Origin of the sequence: Idiomarina loihiensis (assembly GCF_024584785.1) — a bacterium.
GTDB classification, from domain to species: Bacteria; Pseudomonadota; Gammaproteobacteria; order Enterobacterales; family Alteromonadaceae; genus Pseudidiomarina; species Pseudidiomarina fusca.
Genome location: NZ_CP074112.1, coordinates 970143 through 992767, shown reverse-complemented (window position 1 = coordinate 992767; position 22625 = coordinate 970143). Strand labels below are relative to the sequence as shown.

22 protein-coding genes are annotated in these 22625 nt (G+C 52.5%); all 22 read left to right on the top strand.

Annotated features, from left to right (window positions below):
• The first annotated feature begins 1 nt into the window (after nt 1).
• The 22 genes from KGF88_RS04615 (at nt 2) to KGF88_RS04510 (ending at nt 22558) form a co-directional block, all read left to right on the top strand.
• A complete protein-coding gene (locus KGF88_RS04615; protein WP_153825596.1) occupies nt 2-562 on the top strand; it encodes a hypothetical protein in 561 nt (186 codons plus the stop codon).
• Nucleotide 563: 1 nt separating this feature from the next.
• Nucleotides 564-1145 carry a hypothetical protein gene (locus KGF88_RS04610; RefSeq protein WP_153825597.1) on the top strand — a complete coding sequence of 194 codons (582 nt, stop codon included), beginning with the start codon at nt 564-566 and terminating at the stop codon, nt 1143-1145.
• Complete coding sequence (gene terL / locus KGF88_RS04605) at nt 1142-2728, top strand: phage terminase large subunit (protein WP_153825598.1); 1587 nt, start codon at nt 1142-1144, stop codon at nt 2726-2728. The genes KGF88_RS04610 and terL overlap by 4 nt, the downstream gene beginning before the upstream one ends.
• Complete coding sequence (locus KGF88_RS04600; RefSeq protein ID WP_153825599.1) at nt 2728-4224, top strand: DUF935 domain-containing protein; 1497 nt, start codon at nt 2728-2730, stop codon at nt 4222-4224. The genes terL and KGF88_RS04600 overlap by 1 nt, the downstream gene beginning before the upstream one ends.
• Before the next feature lie 2 nt (nt 4225-4226).
• Entirely contained in the window at nt 4227-4943 is a 717-nt protein-coding gene (locus KGF88_RS04595; protein ID WP_153825600.1) for a phage minor head protein, read from the top strand.
• Nucleotides 4944-5019: 76 nt separating this feature from the next.
• Nucleotides 5020-6180, top strand: coding sequence for a peptidase (locus tag KGF88_RS04590; protein WP_153825601.1), 1161 nt, complete (start codon nt 5020-5022; stop codon nt 6178-6180).
• 5 nt (nt 6181-6185) lie between these two features.
• Nucleotides 6186-6545, top strand: a complete 360-nt coding sequence (locus tag KGF88_RS04585; protein ID WP_153825602.1) for a capsid cement protein — start codon at nt 6186-6188, stop codon at nt 6543-6545.
• Between the two features lie 11 nt (nt 6546-6556).
• Nucleotides 6557-7477, top strand: coding sequence for a hypothetical protein (locus KGF88_RS04580; RefSeq protein ID WP_153825603.1), 921 nt, complete (start codon nt 6557-6559; stop codon nt 7475-7477).
• Nucleotides 7478-7517: 40 nt separating this feature from the next.
• The gene (locus KGF88_RS04575; protein WP_153825604.1) at nt 7518-7811 is read left to right on the top strand and encodes a hypothetical protein; all 294 of its coding nucleotides are present in this window, start codon (nt 7518-7520) and stop codon (nt 7809-7811) included.
• A gap of 9 nt (nt 7812-7820) precedes the next feature.
• Nucleotides 7821-8243 (top strand): gp436 family protein, encoded by a 423-nt coding sequence (locus KGF88_RS04570; protein WP_153825605.1) that lies wholly within the window; start codon nt 7821-7823, stop codon nt 8241-8243.
• Between the two features lies 1 nt (nt 8244).
• Nucleotides 8245-8775: a phage virion morphogenesis protein gene (locus tag KGF88_RS04565; protein WP_153825606.1), complete on the top strand. Its 531-nt coding sequence runs from the start codon at nt 8245-8247 to the stop codon at nt 8773-8775.
• On the top strand, nt 8747-9205 hold the full coding sequence (locus tag KGF88_RS04560; RefSeq protein WP_153825607.1) for a phage tail terminator protein: 459 nt from the start codon (nt 8747-8749) through the stop codon (nt 9203-9205). Before KGF88_RS04565 ends, KGF88_RS04560 begins: the two co-directional genes overlap by 29 nt.
• Nucleotides 9202-9384 (top strand): HI1506-related protein, encoded by a 183-nt coding sequence (locus tag KGF88_RS04555; RefSeq protein WP_153825608.1) that lies wholly within the window; start codon nt 9202-9204, stop codon nt 9382-9384. Before KGF88_RS04560 ends, KGF88_RS04555 begins: the two co-directional genes overlap by 4 nt.
• Entirely contained in the window at nt 9371-10291 is a 921-nt protein-coding gene (locus tag KGF88_RS04550; protein ID WP_153825609.1) for a hypothetical protein, read from the top strand. Before KGF88_RS04555 ends, KGF88_RS04550 begins: the two co-directional genes overlap by 14 nt.
• A 12-nt stretch (nt 10292-10303) precedes the next feature.
• Nucleotides 10304-10627, top strand: coding sequence for a hypothetical protein (locus KGF88_RS04545; protein WP_153825610.1), 324 nt, complete (start codon nt 10304-10306; stop codon nt 10625-10627).
• 20 nt (nt 10628-10647) lie between these two features.
• Nucleotides 10648-10992: a hypothetical protein gene (locus KGF88_RS04540; protein WP_153825611.1), complete on the top strand. Its 345-nt coding sequence runs from the start codon at nt 10648-10650 to the stop codon at nt 10990-10992.
• 1 nt (nt 10993) lies between these two features.
• Nucleotides 10994-13615 (top strand): hypothetical protein, encoded by a 2622-nt coding sequence (locus KGF88_RS04535; protein ID WP_153825612.1) that lies wholly within the window; start codon nt 10994-10996, stop codon nt 13613-13615.
• A 69-nt stretch (nt 13616-13684) separates the two neighbouring features.
• Entirely contained in the window at nt 13685-14290 is a 606-nt protein-coding gene (locus KGF88_RS04530) for a hypothetical protein (RefSeq protein WP_153825613.1), read from the top strand.
• Nucleotides 14287-14910 (top strand): hypothetical protein, encoded by a 624-nt coding sequence (locus tag KGF88_RS04525; protein WP_153825614.1) that lies wholly within the window; start codon nt 14287-14289, stop codon nt 14908-14910. Before KGF88_RS04530 ends, KGF88_RS04525 begins: the two co-directional genes overlap by 4 nt.
• Nucleotides 14910-15314, top strand: coding sequence for a DUF6950 family protein (locus KGF88_RS04520; protein ID WP_153825615.1), 405 nt, complete (start codon nt 14910-14912; stop codon nt 15312-15314). The genes KGF88_RS04525 and KGF88_RS04520 overlap by 1 nt, the downstream gene beginning before the upstream one ends.
• The gene (locus KGF88_RS04515) at nt 15314-20998 is read left to right on the top strand and encodes a hypothetical protein (protein WP_153825616.1); all 5685 of its coding nucleotides are present in this window, start codon (nt 15314-15316) and stop codon (nt 20996-20998) included. Before KGF88_RS04520 ends, KGF88_RS04515 begins: the two co-directional genes overlap by 1 nt.
• Nucleotides 20999-21001: 3 nt before the next feature.
• Complete coding sequence (locus tag KGF88_RS04510; RefSeq protein ID WP_153825617.1) at nt 21002-22558, top strand: SUMF1/EgtB/PvdO family nonheme iron enzyme; 1557 nt, start codon at nt 21002-21004, stop codon at nt 22556-22558.
• Nucleotides 22559-22625: the final 67 nt, after the last annotated feature.

Below are 22625 nucleotides of genomic sequence, written 5' to 3'. Positions count from 1 at the left end.
TATGAGCTGGGAAAAAGTTAAAGATGCAATCGGTGGCGCTGCACCGGTTATTGGCTCGCTGCTTGGCGGTCCTGCCGGTGGTGCGGTGGGCGGCTTGGTTGCCAGTTGGCTTGGTGTTGAAGCTGATGCTGATGCAGTCATGCGCAAGTTGCAGGCCGATCCCGAATCAATGGCCAAGCTGCAGCAGATGGAAATCGAAGAGCGCATCCAGTTGCGCCAGCTGCAGTTCGAGCAGGCAAAGCTACAGATTACCGATAAGCAGCACCAACACGAACAGCAGCAAGAAACCATTCGTAGTGGCGACAACGCAGAAGATGAGTATGTGCGCCGCACTCGCCCGAAAATTGCTCGTCATTCATTCGTTGCTGGCGCTGCGTATGTACTCCTGTTCGAGCTTATTGCGGCATTCACCAGTGCTGATGGTGCTGATATGGCGCTTGCCGGCGCGATATTCTCACCTGCGTTGGCCTATATGGGTTTTCGCACATTAGACGCCTTTAGCAAGCACAAGGGCCCCAAGATGGGTGGAGCTGTCAAAGAACTACTGAGTAAGGCTCGATAACATGGCTAAACCGCGGCGTACACCTGACCAGGTTATCAAAGACCAAGCCATTGTCGCTGAGATGTACCTCAAAGGCTTCACCATGGCGGCCATTGCGGAGGCCTTAGAGGCTGCGAACGGCATCAAGTACAGCGTCAATATGGTCAACTACGACTTGCGTGAGATACGCAAGCGCTGGCGCTCTTCTGCTGTGCGTGACTTTGATGCGCATCGTGAAGAGCAGTTGGCGCGGCTGGACCTGCTTGAGGCGAAAGCATGGCGTGAGTTTGAGCGTTCATGTGAGGATTATCACAAGCGCTACGAGCAGGGCGAAGAAGTCACTGAGGCAGCAATCAATGATGATGGTGAGCCGATTGAGGCTAAGGCCAAGTTCGTTCGCACGGAGACTGGCGGCCAAACAGGTGACCCTCGCTATATGAACGTCATCCTGAACATCGTAGAGCGCCGCTGTAAATTGCTTGGTCTTGATGCACCAACCAAAGTGGCACCAACCAACCCTGAAGGTGATAAGCCTTACCAGTCCATGTCTGAAAGTGAGATGGATAACCGAATCGCAGAGCTTCTACAAAAACTGGAAAAATGACATTGCAGGCAAAGCGTGAGCTCTTGGAGCTGCTCGAACAGAAGTTGAGGGAGAGGGCGCGCAATGATTTAAATGCCTTTGCTCGCTACATCGACGTGCCTGGCGTTCCCGTCAATGAAGATGATGAGGATTGCGAAGAGTTCTACCCTGATTCGGTGACACCTGCAGAGCACCATGAGCTAATCAACGACGCCATGATGAAGCTCGAAAGCGGAGAAGAGCGGCGTGTGCTCGTGATGATGCCACCGGGCTCCGCTAAGTCTACCTACGGCACCGTTACCTTCCCTCCTTGGTTCATGGGGAAAAATCCAACAAAAAGTGTTATCAGCACTAGTTATGGCTCTTCTTTAGCTCAGAAGTTTTCACGTAAGGTTCGCTCGATAGCGAAGTCGGAGAAATACAACGACGTTTTTAAGACCAACCTGGTTGCTGATAACCGAGCGCTTGATTTCTGGTCGCTTGAAAACGGCTCAGCATACATGTCTGGCGGCATTCGTTCGGGTATCACGGGTAACCGCGCTGACTTACTGGTGATTGACGATCCTTTCAAAAGCCGTGAAGACGCAGACAGCCCAAAGATACGTGATAAAACGTGGGACGCCTATAACGCTGACCTGCGCACGCGACTCAAGCCCGGTGGCCGTATCCTGATTATCCAAACACGCTGGCATGAGGACGATTTAGCCGGTCGCATTCTTCCCGATACATGGGATGGTGAAAGCGGTCATGTTATCGCCAAGGACGGTGAGCGATGGCTTGTTATCTGTCTGCAGGCTCAATGTGAGCGTGATGACGACCCGCTAGGTCGCAAGCCTGGCGAATACCTATGGACCGATTGGTTCAGCGTGGCGCACTGGGAGCAAGAAAAGCGCTCACAGGGCTCACGTAACTGGGAATCACTCTACCAGCAGCGTCCTAAACCTGCAGAAGGCTCCATCATTAAACGCGCTTGGCCACAACGCTATCGTCAGTTGCCGGAAATTTCTCGGGTGGTCTTCAGTTTGGATACGGCGTACAAACCAGAGCAACACAATGACCCGAGCGTGTTGAGCGTGTGGGGCGAGAACAATCAGCTTGGCCACTTCCTGATGCATGTGTGGCGTGACCGGGTGGAATACCCAGAGTTGAAGCGCATTCTCGCGAACTACTACATGCAGTACCGCCCACACGCTGTGCTTATTGAAGATAAGGCTTCAGGTCAGTCATTGATACAGGAATTGAGGAAGGGCGTTGAGCTCCCTGATTTACCTAAAAAGGTGCTCATGCCGGTAGTGGCCATCGAGCCAGAGGGTAGCAAGCTCACGCGAGCCATACGCATTAGCCCGCAATTTGAGTCTGGGCGCGTTTGGTTACCTGAGTACGCCGATTGGTTGATTGCCTACGAGTCAGAGCTGTTTGGCTTCCCGCTAAGCACCAATGACGACCAGGTGGATAGTACATCGCAGTACCTCGACTGGGCGCACAATCACTCAATCGAGATTAGCAGCGCCAGCACAGGGCGCCGCGCATCCGTTGATGCAGACAATACAGGCTCAGGTGGCACACGCCGCCGAGGGCGAAATAGATTCGGAGGTTATACCTGATGCCAGATACCAAAAAGCCCATTCAAACCGAGTTATCCAAAGCTGACCACGGTAGAGCGCTCGCTAGCGCGCTTATCCAAGTGATGATTGATAATCCTGACAACGTATTGCGCACCAAAGGCCATGGGCAATTCAATGTCTATAAAGAGCTGCTGCGTGATGATCAAGTGCGAAGCGCTTTTCAACAACGCCGTACGGCCGTTGTGCAGGCTGAAATCGACATCGTTCCGGGCGGCCAAAGCGCAGCTGATACCGCTGCAGCCGAATACATCAAAACCGTTCTCGATGATGTTGGCTTTGACCAGGTCACTGACAAGATGCTTTTTGCGATGCACTACGGTTACAGCGTGGCGGAGCTTATGCCGGTGTTTCGTGATGGCCTGTGGTACCTCGATTCAATCCGGGTTCGTGACCGCGGCCGCTTTAGGTTTGGCATCAACAACGAATTATTCCTACTCAAAAAGGGCGCTGAAAAGGTGCCCATGCCGCGTGAGAAGTTCTGGGTGTTTAGCGTTGGTCAAGAGCATGACGACAACCCGTATGGCGAAGGCTTAGCCCATGCGCTGTACTGGCCTGTGTTCTTCAAGCGTAACTGCATCAAGTTTTGGCTGATATACCTTGAGAAGTTTGGCATGCCTACGGTGGCCACCAAGTTATCACAGGCGGCCATCAAGGACCCAGAGCAAAAAGCCATGGCGCTTGATGTGCTCGATGCGATTCAGGCTGACAGTGGGGTGGTTATCCCAGAGGACTTCGTAGTTGAGCTTATCGAGGCAAGTCGTACTGGCACCGTCGATTACAAGTCGCTCGAAGATGCCATGAACCGAGCAATCTCGAAAATCATCTTAAGCCAAACCATGACTACCGACGATGGCAGCAGCTACAGTCAAGCCAAGGTACATGGCAGCGTGAAAGCGGACGTCATCAAGTCAGATGCCGACCTTATTTGCGATAGTTTCAATCGACAAGTGGTTGATTACCTGGTTGCGCTTAACTTCGACGGGGCGAAACCACCACGCATTTGGCGCAAGACCGAGGAAAAAGAAGACCTCAATCAAGTCGCTGAGCGCGACAAGAAGATTTTTGAAATGGGCTACGAGCCCACCGAAGAGTACATCAAAGAGACCTACGGTGATGGCTGGCGCAAGCGCGATATGAGCGCATCTAATTTGCCATTTGGCAACCAGGTACCGCCGATGGGTATGGAATTCGCTGAGGTGTCGCCACTGACACAGAAGCGCGTTCAGCATCGCCGCGACATGCGTGACCTGGTTGATGCCGGCGAATATCTAGCACAAGACCCAGAAAGCGCAATTGGTGGTCTTGTGCGCAAGGTGCTTGAGTTTGCCCAAAGTGCCAGCAACGAGCAGGAGTTTATAAAGCGCCTTGATGAGCTTGCAGAGCAGGACCCTGACGACAAGGTTCTTGAGCGCATTCGTAATGCCAACGTCATGGCCCGTATGCGAGGCTACCTGAAGAACGGCGGGGCTCAATAGCGATGAATATCCATCACATCGTGAACTATTACGAAGCAGCAGCGCAATTCGAGATAACGCCAGAGGAAGCACTTGAGTTCTTTCTGGCAAAAGGGCTGTCTCGCTCTTTTCGATGGGATGACATGGTTGGCCAAGAGCATGATATTGCGTTCACCGTGGCCAAACTCATGAATCAGGACTTGCTTGATTTCGTTAAGCAGGAGCTCGACCGAGTGATCGCCAATGGTGACACCTTTGCGGATTTCGCTGAGCAAATCATGCCGGCATTGCAGCGTCGCGGTTGGTGGGGCAAGCGTGATGTCATCGACCCGCTAACTGGGCAGGTTATTGAAGCGCGCCTAGGGAGCGCTAGCCGCCTTGAAACCATCTTCAGAACCAACCTACAGAGCGCCTATGCGAAGGGGCAGTGGGAGAACATTCAGGAAACCAAAGACACGTTCCCATACCTCATGTATGACGCCGTGGATGACTCGCGAACACGAACACAACACCGCGCATGGGACGGCATTGTGTTACCGGCTGACCACCCATTCTGGCAGACCCATTACCCTCCAAATGACTACAACTGCCGCTGTGGCGTCATCCAGCTGACGTGGGATGACATCGCCGAGTACGGCCTGCGCATATCTGACCAGCCAGACGTTAAATGGCTCATTCACGAAACCGCTGACGGCCGCCAAATAGCGCACCCTGAAGGTGTGGGGCCAACGTTTATTTGATGCTTGGAAAAAACACGGGTGGTGGAGCTAAAAACACATGCGCAAAATAGCGACAATCAAAGAGGACTGACGTGATATGAAACGTATCAACATATTCAAACCGGGTAAGCATACCGACTCACATGGCCAGACTTTGGACTTCAGTGAGGACAAGCTTTCGGCTGCAGCGTCAGCCTATGACCCACAGCTGCATGAAGCACCAATCGTTATCGGCCACCCCAAAGATAATCACCCTGCTTATGGGTGGGTAGCATCCATGGAATTCAGTGAGGGCGCGCTAGATGCCATTCCTCACCAGTTAAACACTGACTTTGAAGAAATGGTCACAAGCGGCGCATTCAAGAAAGTCAGTGCTAGCTTCTATCTCCCGGACGCACCAAACAACCCCAAGCCAGGCACGTTGTATTTGCGCCATGTTGGCTTTTTAGGTGCGCAACCGCCCGCCATTAAAGGTTTGAAAGCGGTCGAGTTCAGTGAGGCAGAAGAGGGCGTGATTGAGTTCGAGGAGCAATGGCAGCGCGGCTGGATGTTTAAGAGCGTTGGCGATGTATTCAAGAACCTACGTGAATTCATCATCGATAAGTTCAGCAAGGACGAGGCCGACAAGGCTATCCCTAATTACGTTATCGATGATTTAAACAGGTCAGCGGAATCGCTCATGAAGGAGCCTGAAAAGGACTCTTCTAGCAGCACTCCGGTGACTGATTTTAGCGAAACCCGCGACAAACCAGAGCCGGAGACATTCGATATGAACGAGCTAGAAAAAGCACAGGCACAAGTGGCAGCACTTGAGGCCGAAAAAACCAAGCTTGAAAGCGATAAAGCCGCCTTGCAAACCAAGGTGACTGAGTTTGAAGAGCAAGAAAACCAGCGCAAGCATGCCGCACTTGTGTCTCGTGTAGACGCGTTAGTGGCAAGCGGCAAGGTGAAGCCGGCTGATAAAGCCCGTGTTTTAGCCTTTGCTGAGCGCCTTGGTAACCAAACCGTTGATTTCGGTGAGGGCGAAGACGAGAAGGGCCTTGACGCACAAGATGCTTACTTGAAGCAATTCGAGGACGGCAAGGTTGTCATCAATTTTGAAGAGCAGTCTGGCGATGATAACGAGCAAAAGCCAGAGCCTGTGACAGCAAAATCCATTTCAGTGAAAGCGGTCGAGTACCAAGAAGAGCAGCGTAAAGCTGGCCGTACGGTTTCGATTACTGAAGCTGTTAACCATGTAATCAAAGAAGCGGAGTAAACGCCATGAAGAACCCAGGTTTAATCAAAACGTTTATCGCCGCCACTGTCATCCCTCCGCATCGCGTTGTTGCCTTAGCAGCAGGTGATAACGAGGTTGCATTGGCGACCGATGTAGCGGGCCCATTGTTAGGTACCTCTGCCGAACCACGCGAAGTGGCTGCAGGCGGTCGTATCGACGTAACGTTTAACGGCATTGAAGAGGTTGAAGCAGGCGCTGCAATCGCTAAAGGTGCCAAGTTGACAGTTGACACCCAGGGCCGCGTTGTGACCTCAGCGGTTGGCACTGACAACATCATTGGCCGCGCGTTAACCGCTGCCAACGCCGCTGGTGACATCATCAGCATCGAAATCGACAAAGAGTAAGGGGTAGCATCATGCCAGCACCATTCGTAGAACAACAGCGCCTGACGGCTATCGCCTTAGGCTTTAAGAATGCGCAGTTCATTGCCGACCAGGTAATGCCGCGCACCCCAGTTGGCGCAGCGAACTTTAAGTGGACTGAGTTCGACGCCAAAGACACCTTCACCATTCCAAATAGCTTAGTTGGTCGCAAATCGCGTCCGAACGAAGTGGAATTTGGTGCCACTGAGCACACCAGCTCAGTCGTTGATTTCGGCTTGGAAGACGCCATTCCAAATAGCGATATCGAAGAAGCGAAAAACAACCCAGCGATTGACCCTGAAGGTCGCGCAACCATGAAGCTTTCTGAGCTCATCTTGCTTGGCCGCGAGAAGCGCGTCGCTGACATGGTCATGAACGTGAACAACTATAACCACTCGGAAACCCTAGCGGGTACCGACAAGTGGAACGATGCAGGCTCTAACTTAATTGAGCAAATCAGTGATGCGCTAGACACGCCATTGGTGCGCCCGAATACGTTGGTGCTAGGCCGCGCTGAAGCCACTGCAATGCGTCGCAACGCTAGCCTAGTGAAAGCCTTCAACGGCTCAACTGGCGACACCGGCATGGTGCCATGGGAGTTCATTCGCGAAATGTTTGAACTGCAGAGCATCATCGTTGGCGCAGGCCGCTACAACACCGCGAACAAAGGCCAAGACATGAGCATTGCACGCTTATGGTCTGGCGGTGCAGCGCTGCTGTATATCAACCCAGTGGCTGCACTTCGTGATGACGTCACCTTTGGCTTGACTGCAGAGCATGGCGAGCGTGTTGCGGCTACTCGTGAAGACGGTGACATTGGTCTTCGTGGCGGTATCCGTGTTCGTGTGGGTGAGTCGGTGAAAGAAGTGTTGATCTCAAAAGAGGCCGGCTTCTTCTTCAATGCGGTGCTGTAAAGCGCCGCTTCACTACCGCTAATGGTATAGGAGAACACTCATGCCAACAGTAAACGTAACTCTCGCATTTCCGGCTCGTGTCAATGGCGAAAAGCATAACGTGACTGGCAAGCCAATCGAAGTAGATGCGGAAATTGCTGAGCAGCTCGCTAAAGCGAATGCGCTTGCGGTTGAGTCGAAATCTGATGATGACGACAACGAAGACCCGGCGCTTAGCAAGCTCAAGAAAGATGAGTTAATCGCGATTGCGAAACAATTGGGCGTTGAGGTGAGCGATGAGCACACCAAGGCCAACCTGATTGAGCTTATCGAGCAGGCACGCGAGCAGAAGTAAGAGGTAGCGATGTACGCAGCTATTGAGGATTTAGAAACGCGCTTTGGGGTTGATGAGCTTGAGCATCTTGCGCCAACCGATAACGCCAATGAATCGTATGACAGCGTTAAGCTAACCGCTGCCCTGGGCGAAGCGAGCGCTGAAATGGACACGTTCATTGCGGTAGCGTATGCACTGCCATTGCCATCAACCCCTGCGTTTCTGAAAACTGTATGCTGCGACATCGCCCGTTATCGCCTCTGGGATAACAGCGCCACAGAAGAGGTACGCAATCGCTATGTCGATGCAGTTGCATGGCTTAAGCGATTAGCCAAAGGTGAAGCCACCCTTGGTCTTTCTCGCGCAGAAGAGGGAAGCGCGCGCGTTAGCGTTGCTGTAAAGCGCACAGCGGGCGACCGTAGCTTTACACGCGAATCGCTCAAGGATTTCTAACATGGTGATGACCGTAAGCCTCAACGAGCAAGAATTTGAACGCATTCGCCGTGCGCTCGATGAGGTTGGCAGTGATCGCCGAAAAGAATTTTTTAAGCGTGTTGGTCAAGGCCTGCGCGCTGATTACCAGATGGGCTTTCGGCGCAGTACTGCACCTGACGGCACCAAATGGAAGCCGGTTCAACGGGGCGGCCAGCCCTTACGTGATACTCGACGCCTACAAGAGAGTATACGCGCACGGTTTTCCCACCTAAGAGCCGAGGTGGGAACCAATGTTAAGTATGGCCCAGCGCATCAAGACGGCGTGAATAAGTCCGTCAAAATTCGCACCCATACGCGCGTTGTCAATAAGGCTTTTGGCCGCCCGTTGCGTTTTCCCGTGGCGCAGACCGTGGGAGCGCACAACCGCAAGATGAATATCGAAAAGCGCGAGTTTCTTGGTATCTACGCACCGCAGGAACGCAAGATAGTGCAGATATTCGACCGTTACATGAGCAGCATTGATGGAGTTGAGCGCAGTGGACTTGCTTGATGTGGTTGAACAGCGCCTAGCGGCGATACAGGTGGACGGCAATAAGCTGTTTCGCAATATCGAACAGGCGGTTGATGCGTCCACCATTTTGGACAATACCCAAGTCAAAGCTGATGGCGCGTTCGTGGTTCCCATCGATGACGGCGGGCAATCCAACGAGCGCACAACGGGGCGCTACTCACAGCTCATACGCGAGCGCTTTGGTGTGCTGATTGCGTGCCGCAGCATCAACGACCCGCTTGGCTCGAACGTCAATCGCCGTTTGGCCACCATGAAAAAGCAGGTTCGTGCCGCGTTAGCAGGGTTCGAGCCGGGCGGTAGTTACGAATCTATTCAGTTTGAGCAGGGCAGTTTATTTGAATTCCGCAAAGGCGGTGTGCTTTGGATTGAAGAGTACAGCGTCGAGTACATCTACGAGGGTGAATCATGATGATTATCACAGCAAGTGAAGCGTGCCGGCGCGCTGGTATCGACTTCAAGAAGGGTGAAAACAAATTTAAATCGGGTGAGCTAAGCGCTGCGCAGCTTGCTCAAGTTGAAGCTGACCCACGCCTGAGTGTTCAGGTTGTGAGCGAACAGAAGAAAGGTGGCCAAGATGCGTCGAACTAAGAAAAAACTACTATTGGCCGCTATCAATAGCGGTGCTGAAGCTTACGGGATTGATTTAATCTCCGCCAACGGCCCTGGTATCGCTATTCAAACCAACGGCCTTGAAATCACCCCACTTGAGGGTGAAGAGCTTGAGCGTGAGCTTGATGATGGCAAGAACGGCAACAAGCAGATGATGATGGTCGGCATGCACGTCAAAATGACGGGCAATGTTGAGCTAACTGGTTCTGGTGCAGCAACCACGCCTGTACCATTTGCGCCAATCATGCAGGTAGCCGGATTCAGCGCAACACCTGACGTGGCCAAAGTCGCTTATAGCCGCTTAACTGATAACAGCGAGCCTGATGGCACGTTCTATTTTCACCAAGACGGTGCGATTCACAAGCTGCTTGGTGCGCGCGGTACGATTGGCACGTCACTCAAGGTGGGTGAGATTCCACGCATGAGCTTTGAGATCACTGGCCTGTATGGTGGTGTTGTTGCTGGCGGTATTCCTGCTGCTGACTTCAGTGCCTGGCAAACGCCTGAAAAGGTCGGTCATGACAAGACCACGTTCAAACTCGATGGTGTTGAGTACAAGATGTATGAGTTCGAGCACAACGAGAACAACGAAGTGGCCTATGACGAAAACACCGTTGAAGAGCGCATCTACCTGACCGACTGGAAGCCTGATGGTCAATTCGTGATTGAGGCGCCGGACGTGAGCGAGTTTGACCCGTTCCCAATTGCACGCGCTAACACGCTAATGTCAATGGACGTCATTCACGGCACCGCTGCCGGCAAAATCTTTGAGCTATCGACCGCCAAGATTCAGCTAGGCAAGCCAACTTACACCGACCGTGAAGGCAAAGTGTGCTACACGCTGCCGTTCCGTGTCATTCAAGACGTGGCCATGGTCAGTAAATAAGGAGCGGTACCGATGGGATTCAAGTTGCAAACAGGTCCAATGACCGCCGAAGCGACCGTCAAAGTGCACCACCCAGTGGACGGCGAAACATCGTTCAAAGCTCAGTTTTTGATACTCAAGCACAGCGAGTATCAGAAGCTAATTGAGAGCAAAAAGGACGATGTTGAGGTCATTCAGAAGATTGTCACCGGTTGGTCTGAAGTGCAGAACGATGACGGCAACGAAGTGCCGTTCAGCAAAGATACGCTGCGCCAATTATGTGAATACGTGTTCGTGCGCACCGCAATCATGCGTGCTTACACCGACCTGCACGTTGGGTTCACAGCAAAAAACTAGAAGAGGCTGCCCGGTATTGGGTGCACGGGCCAGCCGAAGATAGCCAAGAGCGCCAGCAACTGGCTGATGAGATGCGCATCTTTGGGGCGAGTGATGAAGATATCGCTGCAGCTCTAAAGGGGCGCAAAGACCTCAACGAGGACTTCTTTGTTCTTGATGAGAACTGGGAGGCCTTGAAGTGGTTTCTCGAAGTCAGTGACCAATTCAACTACACCCAGGGCGTTTGTGTCGGGGCTAATTTAGTAGGCGTAAAAGCCGATGCTGAAATGAGCGGCCGCCAATACACGCCAGAACAATACGACAAGCTGCGCAAACTCATGCGCTTTGCAGTTCGCGAGCTAAACGCTCGAATGGAGAGCAAATAACATGGCCTTGAAGTTATCCGTCATCTTTGATGGTAAGAATCAGAAGCTAAAACAAGCCACCAACCAAAGCGTCTCGGATATCGAGCGACTCAAGGATACTGCAAAGCGCGCGACGGCAATCATCGGTTCAGCTTATGCCGCAGCCACATCAGCTCGTGCGCTTCTTGAAAACCAAAAGATGATTGACCGGTGGGGCGCGCAGATGCGCGTTGCTGCCGGTGGCACTGAAGAAGCCCGCGTTAAAATGGGTGAACTCAACCAGATGGCCGATGAGACGGGTACCAGAATAGATGAACTGGTTCTTGGTTTCACTCGCTTAAGCAACCTTGGCCTGAAGCCATCTGAGGAAGCACTGCTGTCGTACATGAACACGTCTCGCGCGATGGGTAAAAGCTTAGAGCAGTTTATCGAAGCTGTTGCCGACGCATCCGTTGCCGAGTTTGAACGGCTGAAAGACTTTGGTATTAAAGCCCGTAATGAAGGCGAAACCATTAAGTTTACCTTCCAAGGGATTACCACCGAGGTTGCCAATAGCGCCAGCGCTATCCAAGACTATTTGATTGGTCTTGGTGAGAATCAATTTGCCGGCATCGTAGACGAGCAAGCAGACCAAGTAGAAGCCGCTCTTAACCGCATGAATAACCAATGGATTGAAACGCTACAAACAATCAACGAAGGCGGTATCGGCGATGCGATGAAGGCAAGCATCCAAGCCGGCACCGAAGCTTTGGGATACCTGACAGAGGTGATCCAAGAAGATGGTGAAACCATTGTTGATGTTGGGTTGCTGATTGCGTCAGTATTTGGTGCACGAATGCTTGGTTCTGTTGCTGCCACAACACAGGCCTTTTTGATTCATCAGGCTGCACAGACTCGTGTTATTGCTCGCTATGCGGCCATGAATGGTATAACCCGAATGACAGCGCATCGCTTGGTCGCTGTTGGCGCGGCCGCTCGCGGCGCTTCATTTGCCATGGGTTTACTTGGTGGTCCCATTGGCGTTGTCGCCCTAGCTGCCAGTGCGTTATTTATTTTTGCTGATGATGCCGGTGATAAGGCCGAAAAACGCGCCAAATCACTGCAGTCAGAGCTTGAGAAGCTTCGGGATAGCTTCGAGGGCTTAACCCTTGCTGAACTTGAGCATAAAGAAAACTCACTCCAAATGAAGTGGGTCGAGGCGAGCAGTAAAATAGCCAAATATCGAGATGAAATCGAAAAGCTCGAGGAGCAACTTGCGGACCCGTTCGTGCAAATGAACTCAAGCCAATACAGCGCACTAAAAGACCGTCTTGATGGCCTAAAAACCGAGTACAAAGAAACCCAGAAAGAACAGCGCGGATTCGAGTTGTTGCTAGAGGAAATCGGCGGCCTATTACTTAAGGCTGCACAAAACGCAGATGAAGCCGCTAAGGGTGTATCTAACGCAGGCGATGCATCCGACAAGGCTGCCAAGCAGTTCGCAAAGGTTACTGATAAGCTCGCCATGCAGATGGTTGAACTTTCACTTTCTGAGGACAGTTGGGAGCGGTACCAGATACTGCAGGAAGCGGGCACCAACCTAACCGAAGACCAAATCGCTTCGCTCGATCGGCTAATTGCGCGCATTCGTGAGTTGCGCCAGGCCAAAGAAGATGAGCTTAATGTAGAGCGCCAGCGTCAAGCTGTGACCAGTAATATCGGCTCGCTTAGCAACCAACTAATGCCACAGCAATCTGAAATGTGGCAACACCGCACAAACATGAGCCACATCGACCAAGCGATTCAAGACCCAAGCTTGGCCGAAACCATGCCTGGCGAATCTGAGGTTGAAAAGCTAGCACGGCTTAACGCACTTAAAGAGCTTGAGATGCAACGCCACACCGAGGCAATGGCTCAAATCAATGGCGATATGACCGCTCAGATTGATGCAATGTGGTCAGAAACCTTTGATCGGTTCGCTGCCGGCATCGGTGATGCTGTTGCCACCTCGATAATGGAGGGGCAGAATTTTGGTGAGGTGATGCAGAATCTCGCAAGAAGCGTTCTGAAAACAGTCATTTCAGGTCTTGTTGAGATTGGCGTAAAACGCCTATTGCTTGCTGGCATCGAACAGTCAGCCGCAGCAACCACAGCTGCAGCAAACATAGCTGCAGGGACAACCACCGCGGTAACACTTGCGTCTGTGTGGACACCAGCTGCAGCCATGGTATCACTGGCTACAATGGGTGGTAACTCAGCTGGAGCAATCGCCGGCATGACAGCGACTATGACAGCAGCGCAAGGTTTATCACTTGCTGGTATGGCGCACGATGGCATTGGCCGTGTTCCTGAGAGCCATGAAGGCACATGGATGCTGCGCAAAGACGAGATGGTTTTGAACCCAGCGCAACGAGAGAATTTTGAATTCCTAGTTGATCACATTAAACGACAAAATCAACAGGGAAGCAGTGTTGCCTCAGGTGGCAGTGGCGGAACAAGGATTGAGATATTCAATGAGTTCAAATTCGAGGGCGGAGCCGGCGGCAATCGTGAGGAAGTCGAGCAAGCTGTAACTGCCGCAAATGAGCGCTTTAAAGCCGAATTGATTGATGACTTCTCATCTGGCGGTCGGATTTACCAGACCTTAAGAGCGAAGGGCGGGTAAGCATCGGAAAAAACACGGGTGGTTGATTCTGCCCGTGCCATACACAATCCCCATACATGATGTTGAGGGATGCCAATGATTACCCAGTTTCCTGAATTGCCGGTGTCTCGTTCCGGCTTCCAAATAATGACTGCGACCGAGCTGCTATTTTCGCCTTATAACAAGGTTGAAGAAGTGTGGGAGGAGCCCGGCGATAAGTGGCGCTGTACGCTAGCCTTTAACTTTCTCACGCGCGAAGAGTTTCGCGTTCTTGATGCTTACTTAGCATCACTGCGCGGCCATGTTGGCGTCACCATGATCCGTGACACCGCGCACGAAAACGCGCTACTCAACTCATCCAGTCTTGCGTGCGACCAGGATAACGCTTACGGCAACGCATTGCCCATCAATGGCGCACCGGTTAACGCACTATTCGCTAAGGCCGGTGACCGCTTTCAAATCGGCAATCAACTCTTAAAGCTCACCGAGGATGCCACCGCGGACGCAACTGGCCGCGCAACCTTGCGCGTGCAACCAGAAATCAGAAAACCCATTGATTTTGGTGAGCCACTTATCACAACGAACCCGCGCGGCGCTTTTCGCATTGAGAACCCAAACAGCCTGCCAACCTGGGCAGGTAACAAGAAGATTGTGCGCGGCATTCAGCTTGAATTCATTGAGGCCTTGAACGTATGAGATTTGAAGACCCAAGCATCAGTGAGTTAATTGAAACCACACCAGAAAAGCGCTTGTTGCTATTCGGTGAGCTGGAATTTCCAAGCGGGTGGGTGCGTGCCCATACGGGCGTGGGCGACAGAATTTACAACGGTCAAACCTACAAGGGTATTGGTGAGCTTGCGCAAATCGGTCGCTTCAAAGAAAACGCCTCACGCGGTGCGAATACGCTCGATTTAACCATGCGCATTGATGACATCACTTTGTTTGCAGATGTGGTTCACGAGGACCCAATAGGCGGTGATGCGCGCATTCACCTAGTAGCCCTTGACGAAGACCGACGCATTGCCGGCGGAGCGCTCCTATTTGATGGCCTCATCGCTAACGCCCACGTCATGAAGGGCAAGCCATTCACCGTGAACTTGCGCTTGTCGGACTGGTGGGAACGATGGAGCCAACCAGTTCAGAACGCCCGAATGACGGATGAAGCGCAGCAATCCCTACACCCAGGCGATAAGTTTTTTAACCAAGTCGAAATCATCGCTAAAGGCATTGATAGCGAAGTGCCTGGCAATAAAGTTGGCGGCGGTGGTAGCGGCGGTGGCTCAAAGCACCCACCTGATGCGAGGAAAATGAAGTAATGCGAGTACGTGACTGGTCAACACGCTTAATTGGCTTACTACAAGAGCGGCGTCTCATGCCGTTCGAGTGGGGTAAGCACGATTGCTGTTTATTTGCAGCAGATGCCTATATAGCGCTTTGTGATAAAGATTTGGCGAGCGAGTTTCGTGGTCGCTACAAAACTGAGCTTGGTGCTTATCGAGCGCTTAAACGCCTTGGCTATGAAAGCGTTGATGATGTGCTTAGCGCCAAGCTAGGTGAGCCCAAAGCGACCAAGCTGCCTGAGCGTGGTGACATCCTATTGATTGACTACGAAGGCCAGCTAACCGCAGGCGTTCATTTTAACGCTGCTTGGGTGGTCGGTGAGAACGGCCTTGTTCAAGCGCCGCCATCGTGGATTGTGAAAGCATGGAGTACTAAATAATGCCTATGGTCATAGCGGCGGTAGCCGTTGGTGTTGCAGCAGGTGTGGTATATGGCGTAACAGTCGGCATCATCGTTGGCATTGGCGTGCTCGCCTTGCAAAACGCTATCAAGCCAGAAATGCCAAGTGTCGAAGAGAATATAACTGCAGCTCAAACGATGACAACGCAACCGCTGCAGCCAAGGCGTGGTGTTTACGGTGAGCAGGTTGTTTCTGGTTCATTGGTAGGCTATGGACGCACGAAGCAGGGTGATAAAGACGTGCACGTGTGCGTCATTACACTGGCGGGCCACAATATTGAGTCGGCCTCGCTTTATGAAATCAACGGGAACCCACCGCATTCTGGCTGCGTTGCTCATATCTATGATGGCACGCAAACTGTTGCATCAGCGCATGCCAAATCTCATTGCGAAGGGTGGACCGATGACCATATTGGGCATGGTGTGGCCTATGCGGTTGTTTATATCCCGATTGACCCTGACGCCATGTCTGGTGGCCTGCAAAACGTCACATTCAAGGTGAAAGGCGCCAAGGTTTACGACCCACGCAAAGACACCACAGTTGGCGGTGATGGCCCACATCGAGCTGATGACCCATTGACGTGGGAATGGAGTAACAACAGCATTCTGTGCGCGCTTGATTATGTGCGCTTCAAAGGCTTTCAAAAGCTGTCACTGAACAAATTCGACTTGGCTCACATTGTTGAGCAGGCAAACATCTGTGACGAAGAGGTCGAATACCAAGACGCAGGCGGCGCCTCACATTACGAGAGACGCTTCACCGCCAACGGCACATGGATGTATGACGAAAGCCCACCAAGCGTACTGCAGCGATTACTCATGTCGTGCGGCGGCAAGCCGTATCGACGCGGCGGTAAAATCTATTTGCAGACAGCGAGCTACCACGGTCTGGCCACGCTCACGCTGACCGAGAATGATGCCGCTGACATTATTAAAATCTCACCACACCGTGAGTTGCGGGACCGCGTCAACTTAGTGCGCGCTAGCTTTGTTGACCCTAAAAAGGGATATCAACCGACCGATGCGCCAGTGCACAAGAATGCTGGTTACATTGCATCAGACGGCATGGAGCTCGAAGATGACCTGCAGCTGAGCTTTACTAACTCAAGCACTATGGCGCAGCGCCTCATGAAGTACCACATGGAGCGTAACCGCGCAGGTATGCGCATTGAGTTTCCGTGTAAGGGTAAAGGGTTGTCAGCGCTTGCGGGCAAAACGGTGCGCATCAGCTTGCCAAATGAGGGTATTGATAAAGAGTTTATCGTTGCTGAATGGGATTTTGACCGCCGCAAGAAAATAACGAACTTACTGCTTGAAGAAGAATCGCCACTACTCTATTCAGATAGCACGGTGCCCAACGAGGGTGATATCACACCAAACACAAACTTGCCCGATTTTAACGTGCCGGAGCCGCCAGAATCGGTTGCTTTTACACTTGATGCGGTGAGCGTGCACCGTCAAGGCTTCGTGGAATGGTCGCACCCTGTGCCGCGCGCAGTGAGCGAATACATCATACGATTGGTCAAAGATAGCGCCACTGTGGTTGAATACTCGAGTGTGGCGAGCTCAAGCGTGCAGATGCGCCAAGATATCAACGGACTTGATGCAGGGCAGTACTCCATTGAGATATACGCAAAGAACCGTTTTGAGCGTTTAAGCGCGCCAGCAACGGTATCCATCACGTTAAATCAGCCGTCTGCACCAACCCAATTGTTGATCACTGCCGGCAACTGGGAAGCGACCTGTAAACCCGTGCTTGCCGGCATCGGTCTTGGCACCATGTTCGAGTTCGCTTTTGGTGATACGACCAATGTCATCGGGCGGGGCGCGTCCATATCGCAACCTGGTCTGGTACCAGAAACCCAGTACACGTTTTATGCTCGCACAATCAACCCGCTTGGCCAGTCTGCTTGGGTGTCACAAACATTCACCACAACGAAAGTGCCGGAGCAAATCGACCCACTCCTGCCTGAATCTCAAGTCATCCAGGGCATCAATGACACGCTGACCGGCATTGATCAGCGCATTGATGAAGAAGCGGGCCGTATCGATAGCACCGAAGAAAGCATTGATGAGCTAGTGGCGTCAACGCGCAACATTGGCTACATGCTCAACGCCGAGGGTATTGACCGCACAGCGAGCGACATGCAGGCCATGTTGGCCATCGCGAACCAGTCAGCCGCGCGCCTCGAAATGGAGCGTCGGCAACGCAGTGGCGAACGCCTGATTGGCGCCGTGGTTGAGGTCAACCCAGAGACGGGCGAAATCACTAATCTCGCGTACAGCTATACCGACAGCGCATTTACGCAAGCGGTATTGCGAATGGATGGCATTGACGGCTCAATCAATGCGGCCGTTGAGCGCATTTCACTGAATGAGGGCGCTGTTGAGAATTTATCGAGCGAACTGACGTTATTACCTGGTCTGATTGAGGCTCGTGCGACAGCTATTGTCGCAAGCTCCATTAGTGCATTGCAGCCTGCGCACGCGTTTAACTTCTTTGACTCGACGCAACATTGGGAAGCAGTCACAGGCACCATTGCGCCAGTGAATAACGCCATTGAGCTGACCCACGGCGACATTGAGAATACGCGCCTTTTCTATGATGCAGCAGAGAATCCAGTATTGCGCGTTGAGGTTGAGCGCTTAGCTGGAACCGGCTGGAGCGGTACAGTCATTGTCTATTTCGATGGTGGCGGCTCTCAATCTTACCCTGGCATCATTGATGCAGTCGAAGCCGGCGAGCTGGTCGTGCGCAACGTGGACTTCCGAGGTCTTGAAACCTATGCCGGCATGATTAACGGCATGCGCATTGAGCTTGGCGCATCCGCTGCGGATGAGTTCCGTGTGAAGTCGCTCACCATCGGCAAGCCCGATGCGGCCATGCAGCAACTTGAACAAGTCGAATACCGCGTCAACGATGCGTTCATCGCGATTGATGGCCTTGAGGCGCAAATTAACCTGCGCGTAACCTCAGAGCACTACAACGAGAATACAGTCACGTTCGGCAATGTTGAGCAGACCCTCGACGCGATTGAGTCATACGCACAAATCAAGGCGACTTACACGACGCTGACCGAAGATGGCACCATTGCCAAAGCGAACGCGGCCGCTGTGTTCATCGATGGCCAAACGGGCACTATTACGCAAATCGTGCAGACGATTAACAACCGTGTTGATGACGTTGAGGGTCAAGCGCAAGATGCTGCGCAAACAGCAAACCAAGCAATGAGTGAAGTGGATACCGCCAATGGCCGCATTCGTAATCAGGTGATTTCGACCACGCAAAATGCTATCGCTGATGCTGAAAACGCGGTTGCCGCCGTGCTTGAGGCGTATCAAGGATTCTTACAAGGTCAAGAGCTTGCCAATACCCGTATCAGCCTGGCATCCGCTCGACGCGACCTGCAGGCGCAAAGTACTGAGCTGTCAGCCTTTGCCAATGAAACGCTTAAACTGCTGGCCGTCACTGCGCAAGAAGCTGAAGCACTAGAGGCGCGCGTAGACCAAGCATTTACCGCTATCAGTAATGCTGAAGCTGCGCTCACACAGGCTCGTATATCACTGCAATCGCAAATCTTAGGCGCTGGTACCGACGCCACACGTAAAGCAACAGCCAATGCGCTTGACCTGCTCAACGCCCGGATTGGATATTGCGAATTAAACGACTCACCAACGGGTCACGAAACCCGTGAAGCCTGCGAAGATGCCGGCGGCACATGGATAACAGCACCACTTGCTGAAGCGTTACGCAACGTGCAAGTGCAAACCGAAGATGGCAGCTATGCGCGCGTGTCACAACTGGCCCAGGCGTTCGTCGATGATGATGGCCAACTCACCGCTATCGGCTCAATGCTGACCGACAACGCAGGTCGCATTAGCGGCATGCTCAACCGCAACACAGGCCTTGAAAGCTCACTCGACTTTATAGCCGGTCAAACTCGTATTGGTGATGTGGACAGCGAGGGGGCTTTCATCCCGTTATTCTGGCTCGATGCTGCCGCCGGCGTTCTGGCAATCAAAGCACGACTGATTCTCGGTGATGGCCACCAGGTGAATACGCTTGATGATATTCGTGGTCAGGATGGTAATTCAGTAGCTGTTATTTATGCAATGGATAGCTCTGGAACAGACCAATCGTTTATTCAAGGAAGCCGTAAGTTTGTTAATTACTACGAATATACATCTACTGCTCCTACATTGCCTGTTACTGCTGATTTTGTTCGTTTTATTGGTGAAGATGGTCAACCTGCTCAAAGCATCTGGCCTATATATGCAGACACAGAAACTGGAGCTAACCAATCTTTTAACCCATCAGGTAAAACTTGGGTTACTTTCTATGAGTCTGTTAATCAGCCTACATTGCCTGTTACAGCGACTTTCGTTAAACACGTTGGCGATAACGGTAATAATGGTGTGTCTGTCCTTGTTGTCTACGCAGATGATGCTGCGGGTAATAACCAATCACTGACGGCAGGCACTCGTAAGTTTATCAATTATTACGAGTACACTGGGGCAGTACCTACACTACCAATAAGTGCAACATTCGTGCAGTTCATCGGTAACGACGGCTCTCCGGGTCAAAGCATCTGGCCCATATACGCAACTGATTCATCTGGATCAAATCAAAGCTTTGATGCTACTGGTAAAACTTGGGTTACTTTCTACGAAAGTCAGACGCAGCCTACATTGCCGGTCACAGGTATATTTGTTAAGCATGTTGGCACTGATGGTACAAATGGCCTCCCGGGCGCGGGCATGTACGGCCAAACCTATAGCTCAATCTCTTGGGTAACTGCAACGGCCAACAGCCGATTTACCACCCTTGTCGGACGAGCCCCTGTGCCACTGGATATATTCGTGCAAACTCGCACGGATGGAACTGACTCACAAGCCCGACAATACAATGGTAGCAACTGGGTCGCGCCTGCAATTATGCTCCACGGCTCACTTATTGCTACGGACACCATTGCAGGCGATAAGCTCATTGCCGGCACATCACTCAACGCTCCGGTCATCATGTCTGGGCAAATCCAAATGGTGGGCGCAAGCCACATGAAGATTACGACGGCCACGCCATTTGGACCGAATGACCTGATTGAGTGGTACGGACCAAAAAACACCTACACCTACAACAGCAGCAACGGCACGGTGAAGTTTGACGGACTCACTAAAGCCAACGCTATCACGTACTTGAGCGCAACCGGCCAAGCTTATTTCGGCGGCTCAATCACTGCCGGCACACTCAAGAACGCGGTGCAATCATCACAGCTCGGCAACACCGACGTTACCGTTGGGCCATTTGGCTCGAACGGCGGCATCATTGAAATTAAATGCTCACTAAGTGCGTCACGCTCAACAGGTCTAACATCAGGCCTGTGCCCGAACCCAGCACCGCCAAACCCATCAGCAACGCTTAAGCTCTATCGAGCCACGTCTGGTGGAGAGATTCTCGTGGCCACGCAAGCAGTCTCAGGTTCATACAGATGCATACAGGAAGGCCCTGAAAAAATAGAAAGCTGGAGCCTAAACGGCAGCTTTACCTATACCGACAATCTACAAACAACAAGCTCTCGAACCTACCGGCTCGAAGTAACTAATAACACCACGCCATTGCTGCCGAACGGCAATCAGCGTTTATCACTTATAACCGAAGAGGCATAAACCATGTACTGGACTGCAACATCCATCAACGTCACAGCCAACAATGCGTTTGTTGACGTTACCACCGGCGATGACCTGTCGCTAATCCGTCCGCTAAGCTTGCTATTCGTAGCCGGCTATTTACCCGTAGTGGTCAAGCGCGCTACCGCCACGCAAATTGAGTTGATGGAGCCTTGGCCAAACGTCACCGACAATGGCCGTCGCGCTATCATCGCTAAGACAGCTGCCGAGTTTGATGCCGCCGTGGATGCACTCAATGCCGCCACGGACGCAACCAGTGCCGCCGGTGAGAGCATCGAGACATTTTTACAGGGCGTGAGCCAGTTTTCAGCCGAAGCCTTGGGCAGTGCTGACGCGGCCGCATGGCGAACCAAACTGGGCCTTGGCAGCGCAGCGACAAAAGCCGTCGGTGAAGCTGACGCAAGCCTAGTCGATAACGCCCGCTTAAAAGCTGTCTTAGGCACTGACTCAACGCTCATTAAAAAGGTAGCCGGCTTAAGCAGCTTGAACTTCATTCCGGACACGCTGCGCAAGCAAGTTGAGCTCGCTACCCAAGGCAAGAACACGGTGCTGTACAACGCTAATGGCGACCCAAGCATCATGTTCCCAGTGTACAAGTTCCGCTACGAAGACCTTGGCTTTGCCGGGAACCCATTCGGCACCGGTGTGGCCACTGCATTCCTGAAAGGAGGTGTCGAAAAATCTGAAATCTTTATCGGCTGCTTCCAAGGTCGCGTACACAACGGGCAAGTCGTGTCATTACCAGGACTCGACCCAACCACTAGCATAAACTATGACAACGCCAAAGCGGCGTGCATGGCCAATGGCCCAGGCTGGCACTTAAAGAGCGAGCACGAATGGGCTGCTATCACCCTTTGGTGCATGGCGAACGGCTACCAACCGCGCGGCAACACCAATTATGGCCGTGCACACGATGCAACGCATGAAGTAGGCCGCCGCCAAGATGGTGGCATTGCGGGTGATACCTCTGGCACTGCTCGCATCTTAAACGGCTCTGGCCCCGACGCATGGCGACATGACGGCTCACCATTTGGCATTGCTGACCTTGTTGGTAATGTGTGGGAGTGGACGGACTTGCTCAAAATCGTGCGCGGCCAAGTCATTTGCGCACCAGATAACGACTTCGACCTCGGCGAGGCCAACTGGGTCGCGCAACAGGCGTTTTTCGATTCACCAAGCACTGGCACTGGCACAAGCTCCAATGTTGGCGAGCCTAAATTGGCGGATGCAGTGACGAACTACGGCGATGCAGACCCTGATACAGACGCTAACAAAGCGTACAACTCAATCAACCCATGGTCGAGCATGGCGACCTCTGGCGCTTACGTGAGTAATGAGCTGATGAAGCGCCTTATGATTGAGCCCGCCGGAATCAGCCCGCAAGGCTATTTCTACATACGTAACTATGGCGAGCGTTTCCCGTTTCGTGGCGGCGGTTGGTACAGTGGCAGCAGTGCTGGCCTCGCCGCGCGCTATCTGGGCCTTTTGCGCTCGCAAACGATCAGCTACGTCGGGTTGCGCCCCGCTTTTGTCGCTTGATGTCTTGGTCTTGAATCCTGTGGGCTGCGCGAGAGCGCAGCTTAACGAACAATGAGGTATAACGTGC

Excerpts from the sequence above, each read along its gene's own strand:
- KGF88_RS04615 (WP_153825596.1), top strand. The coding sequence starts at position 2 with ATGAGCTGGGAAAAAGTTAAAGATGCAATCGGTGGCGCTGCACCGGTT.
- KGF88_RS04610 (WP_153825597.1), top strand. The coding sequence starts at position 564 with ATGGCTAAACCGCGGCGTACACCTGACCAGGTTATCAAAGACCAAGCC.
- terL (WP_153825598.1), top strand. The coding sequence starts at position 1,142 with ATGACATTGCAGGCAAAGCGTGAGCTCTTGGAGCTGCTCGAACAGAAG.
- KGF88_RS04600 (WP_153825599.1), top strand. The coding sequence starts at position 2,728 with ATGCCAGATACCAAAAAGCCCATTCAAACCGAGTTATCCAAAGCTGAC.
- KGF88_RS04595 (WP_153825600.1), top strand. The coding sequence starts at position 4,227 with ATGAATATCCATCACATCGTGAACTATTACGAAGCAGCAGCGCAATTC.
- KGF88_RS04590 (WP_153825601.1), top strand. The coding sequence starts at position 5,020 with ATGAAACGTATCAACATATTCAAACCGGGTAAGCATACCGACTCACAT.
- KGF88_RS04585 (WP_153825602.1), top strand. The coding sequence starts at position 6,186 with ATGAAGAACCCAGGTTTAATCAAAACGTTTATCGCCGCCACTGTCATC.
- KGF88_RS04580 (WP_153825603.1), top strand. The coding sequence starts at position 6,557 with ATGCCAGCACCATTCGTAGAACAACAGCGCCTGACGGCTATCGCCTTA.
- KGF88_RS04575 (WP_153825604.1), top strand. The coding sequence starts at position 7,518 with ATGCCAACAGTAAACGTAACTCTCGCATTTCCGGCTCGTGTCAATGGC.
- KGF88_RS04570 (WP_153825605.1), top strand. The coding sequence starts at position 7,821 with ATGTACGCAGCTATTGAGGATTTAGAAACGCGCTTTGGGGTTGATGAG.
- KGF88_RS04565 (WP_153825606.1), top strand. The coding sequence starts at position 8,245 with ATGGTGATGACCGTAAGCCTCAACGAGCAAGAATTTGAACGCATTCGC.
- KGF88_RS04560 (WP_153825607.1), top strand. The coding sequence starts at position 8,747 with ATGGAGTTGAGCGCAGTGGACTTGCTTGATGTGGTTGAACAGCGCCTA.
- KGF88_RS04555 (WP_153825608.1), top strand. The coding sequence starts at position 9,202 with ATGATGATTATCACAGCAAGTGAAGCGTGCCGGCGCGCTGGTATCGAC.
- KGF88_RS04550 (WP_153825609.1), top strand. The coding sequence starts at position 9,371 with ATGCGTCGAACTAAGAAAAAACTACTATTGGCCGCTATCAATAGCGGT.
- KGF88_RS04545 (WP_153825610.1), top strand. The coding sequence starts at position 10,304 with ATGGGATTCAAGTTGCAAACAGGTCCAATGACCGCCGAAGCGACCGTC.
- KGF88_RS04535 (WP_153825612.1), top strand. The coding sequence starts at position 10,994 with ATGGCCTTGAAGTTATCCGTCATCTTTGATGGTAAGAATCAGAAGCTA.
- KGF88_RS04530 (WP_153825613.1), top strand. The coding sequence starts at position 13,685 with ATGCCAATGATTACCCAGTTTCCTGAATTGCCGGTGTCTCGTTCCGGC.
- KGF88_RS04525 (WP_153825614.1), top strand. The coding sequence starts at position 14,287 with ATGAGATTTGAAGACCCAAGCATCAGTGAGTTAATTGAAACCACACCA.
- KGF88_RS04520 (WP_153825615.1), top strand. The coding sequence starts at position 14,910 with ATGCGAGTACGTGACTGGTCAACACGCTTAATTGGCTTACTACAAGAG.
- KGF88_RS04515 (WP_153825616.1), top strand. The coding sequence starts at position 15,314 with ATGCCTATGGTCATAGCGGCGGTAGCCGTTGGTGTTGCAGCAGGTGTG.
- KGF88_RS04510 (WP_153825617.1), top strand. The coding sequence starts at position 21,002 with ATGTACTGGACTGCAACATCCATCAACGTCACAGCCAACAATGCGTTT.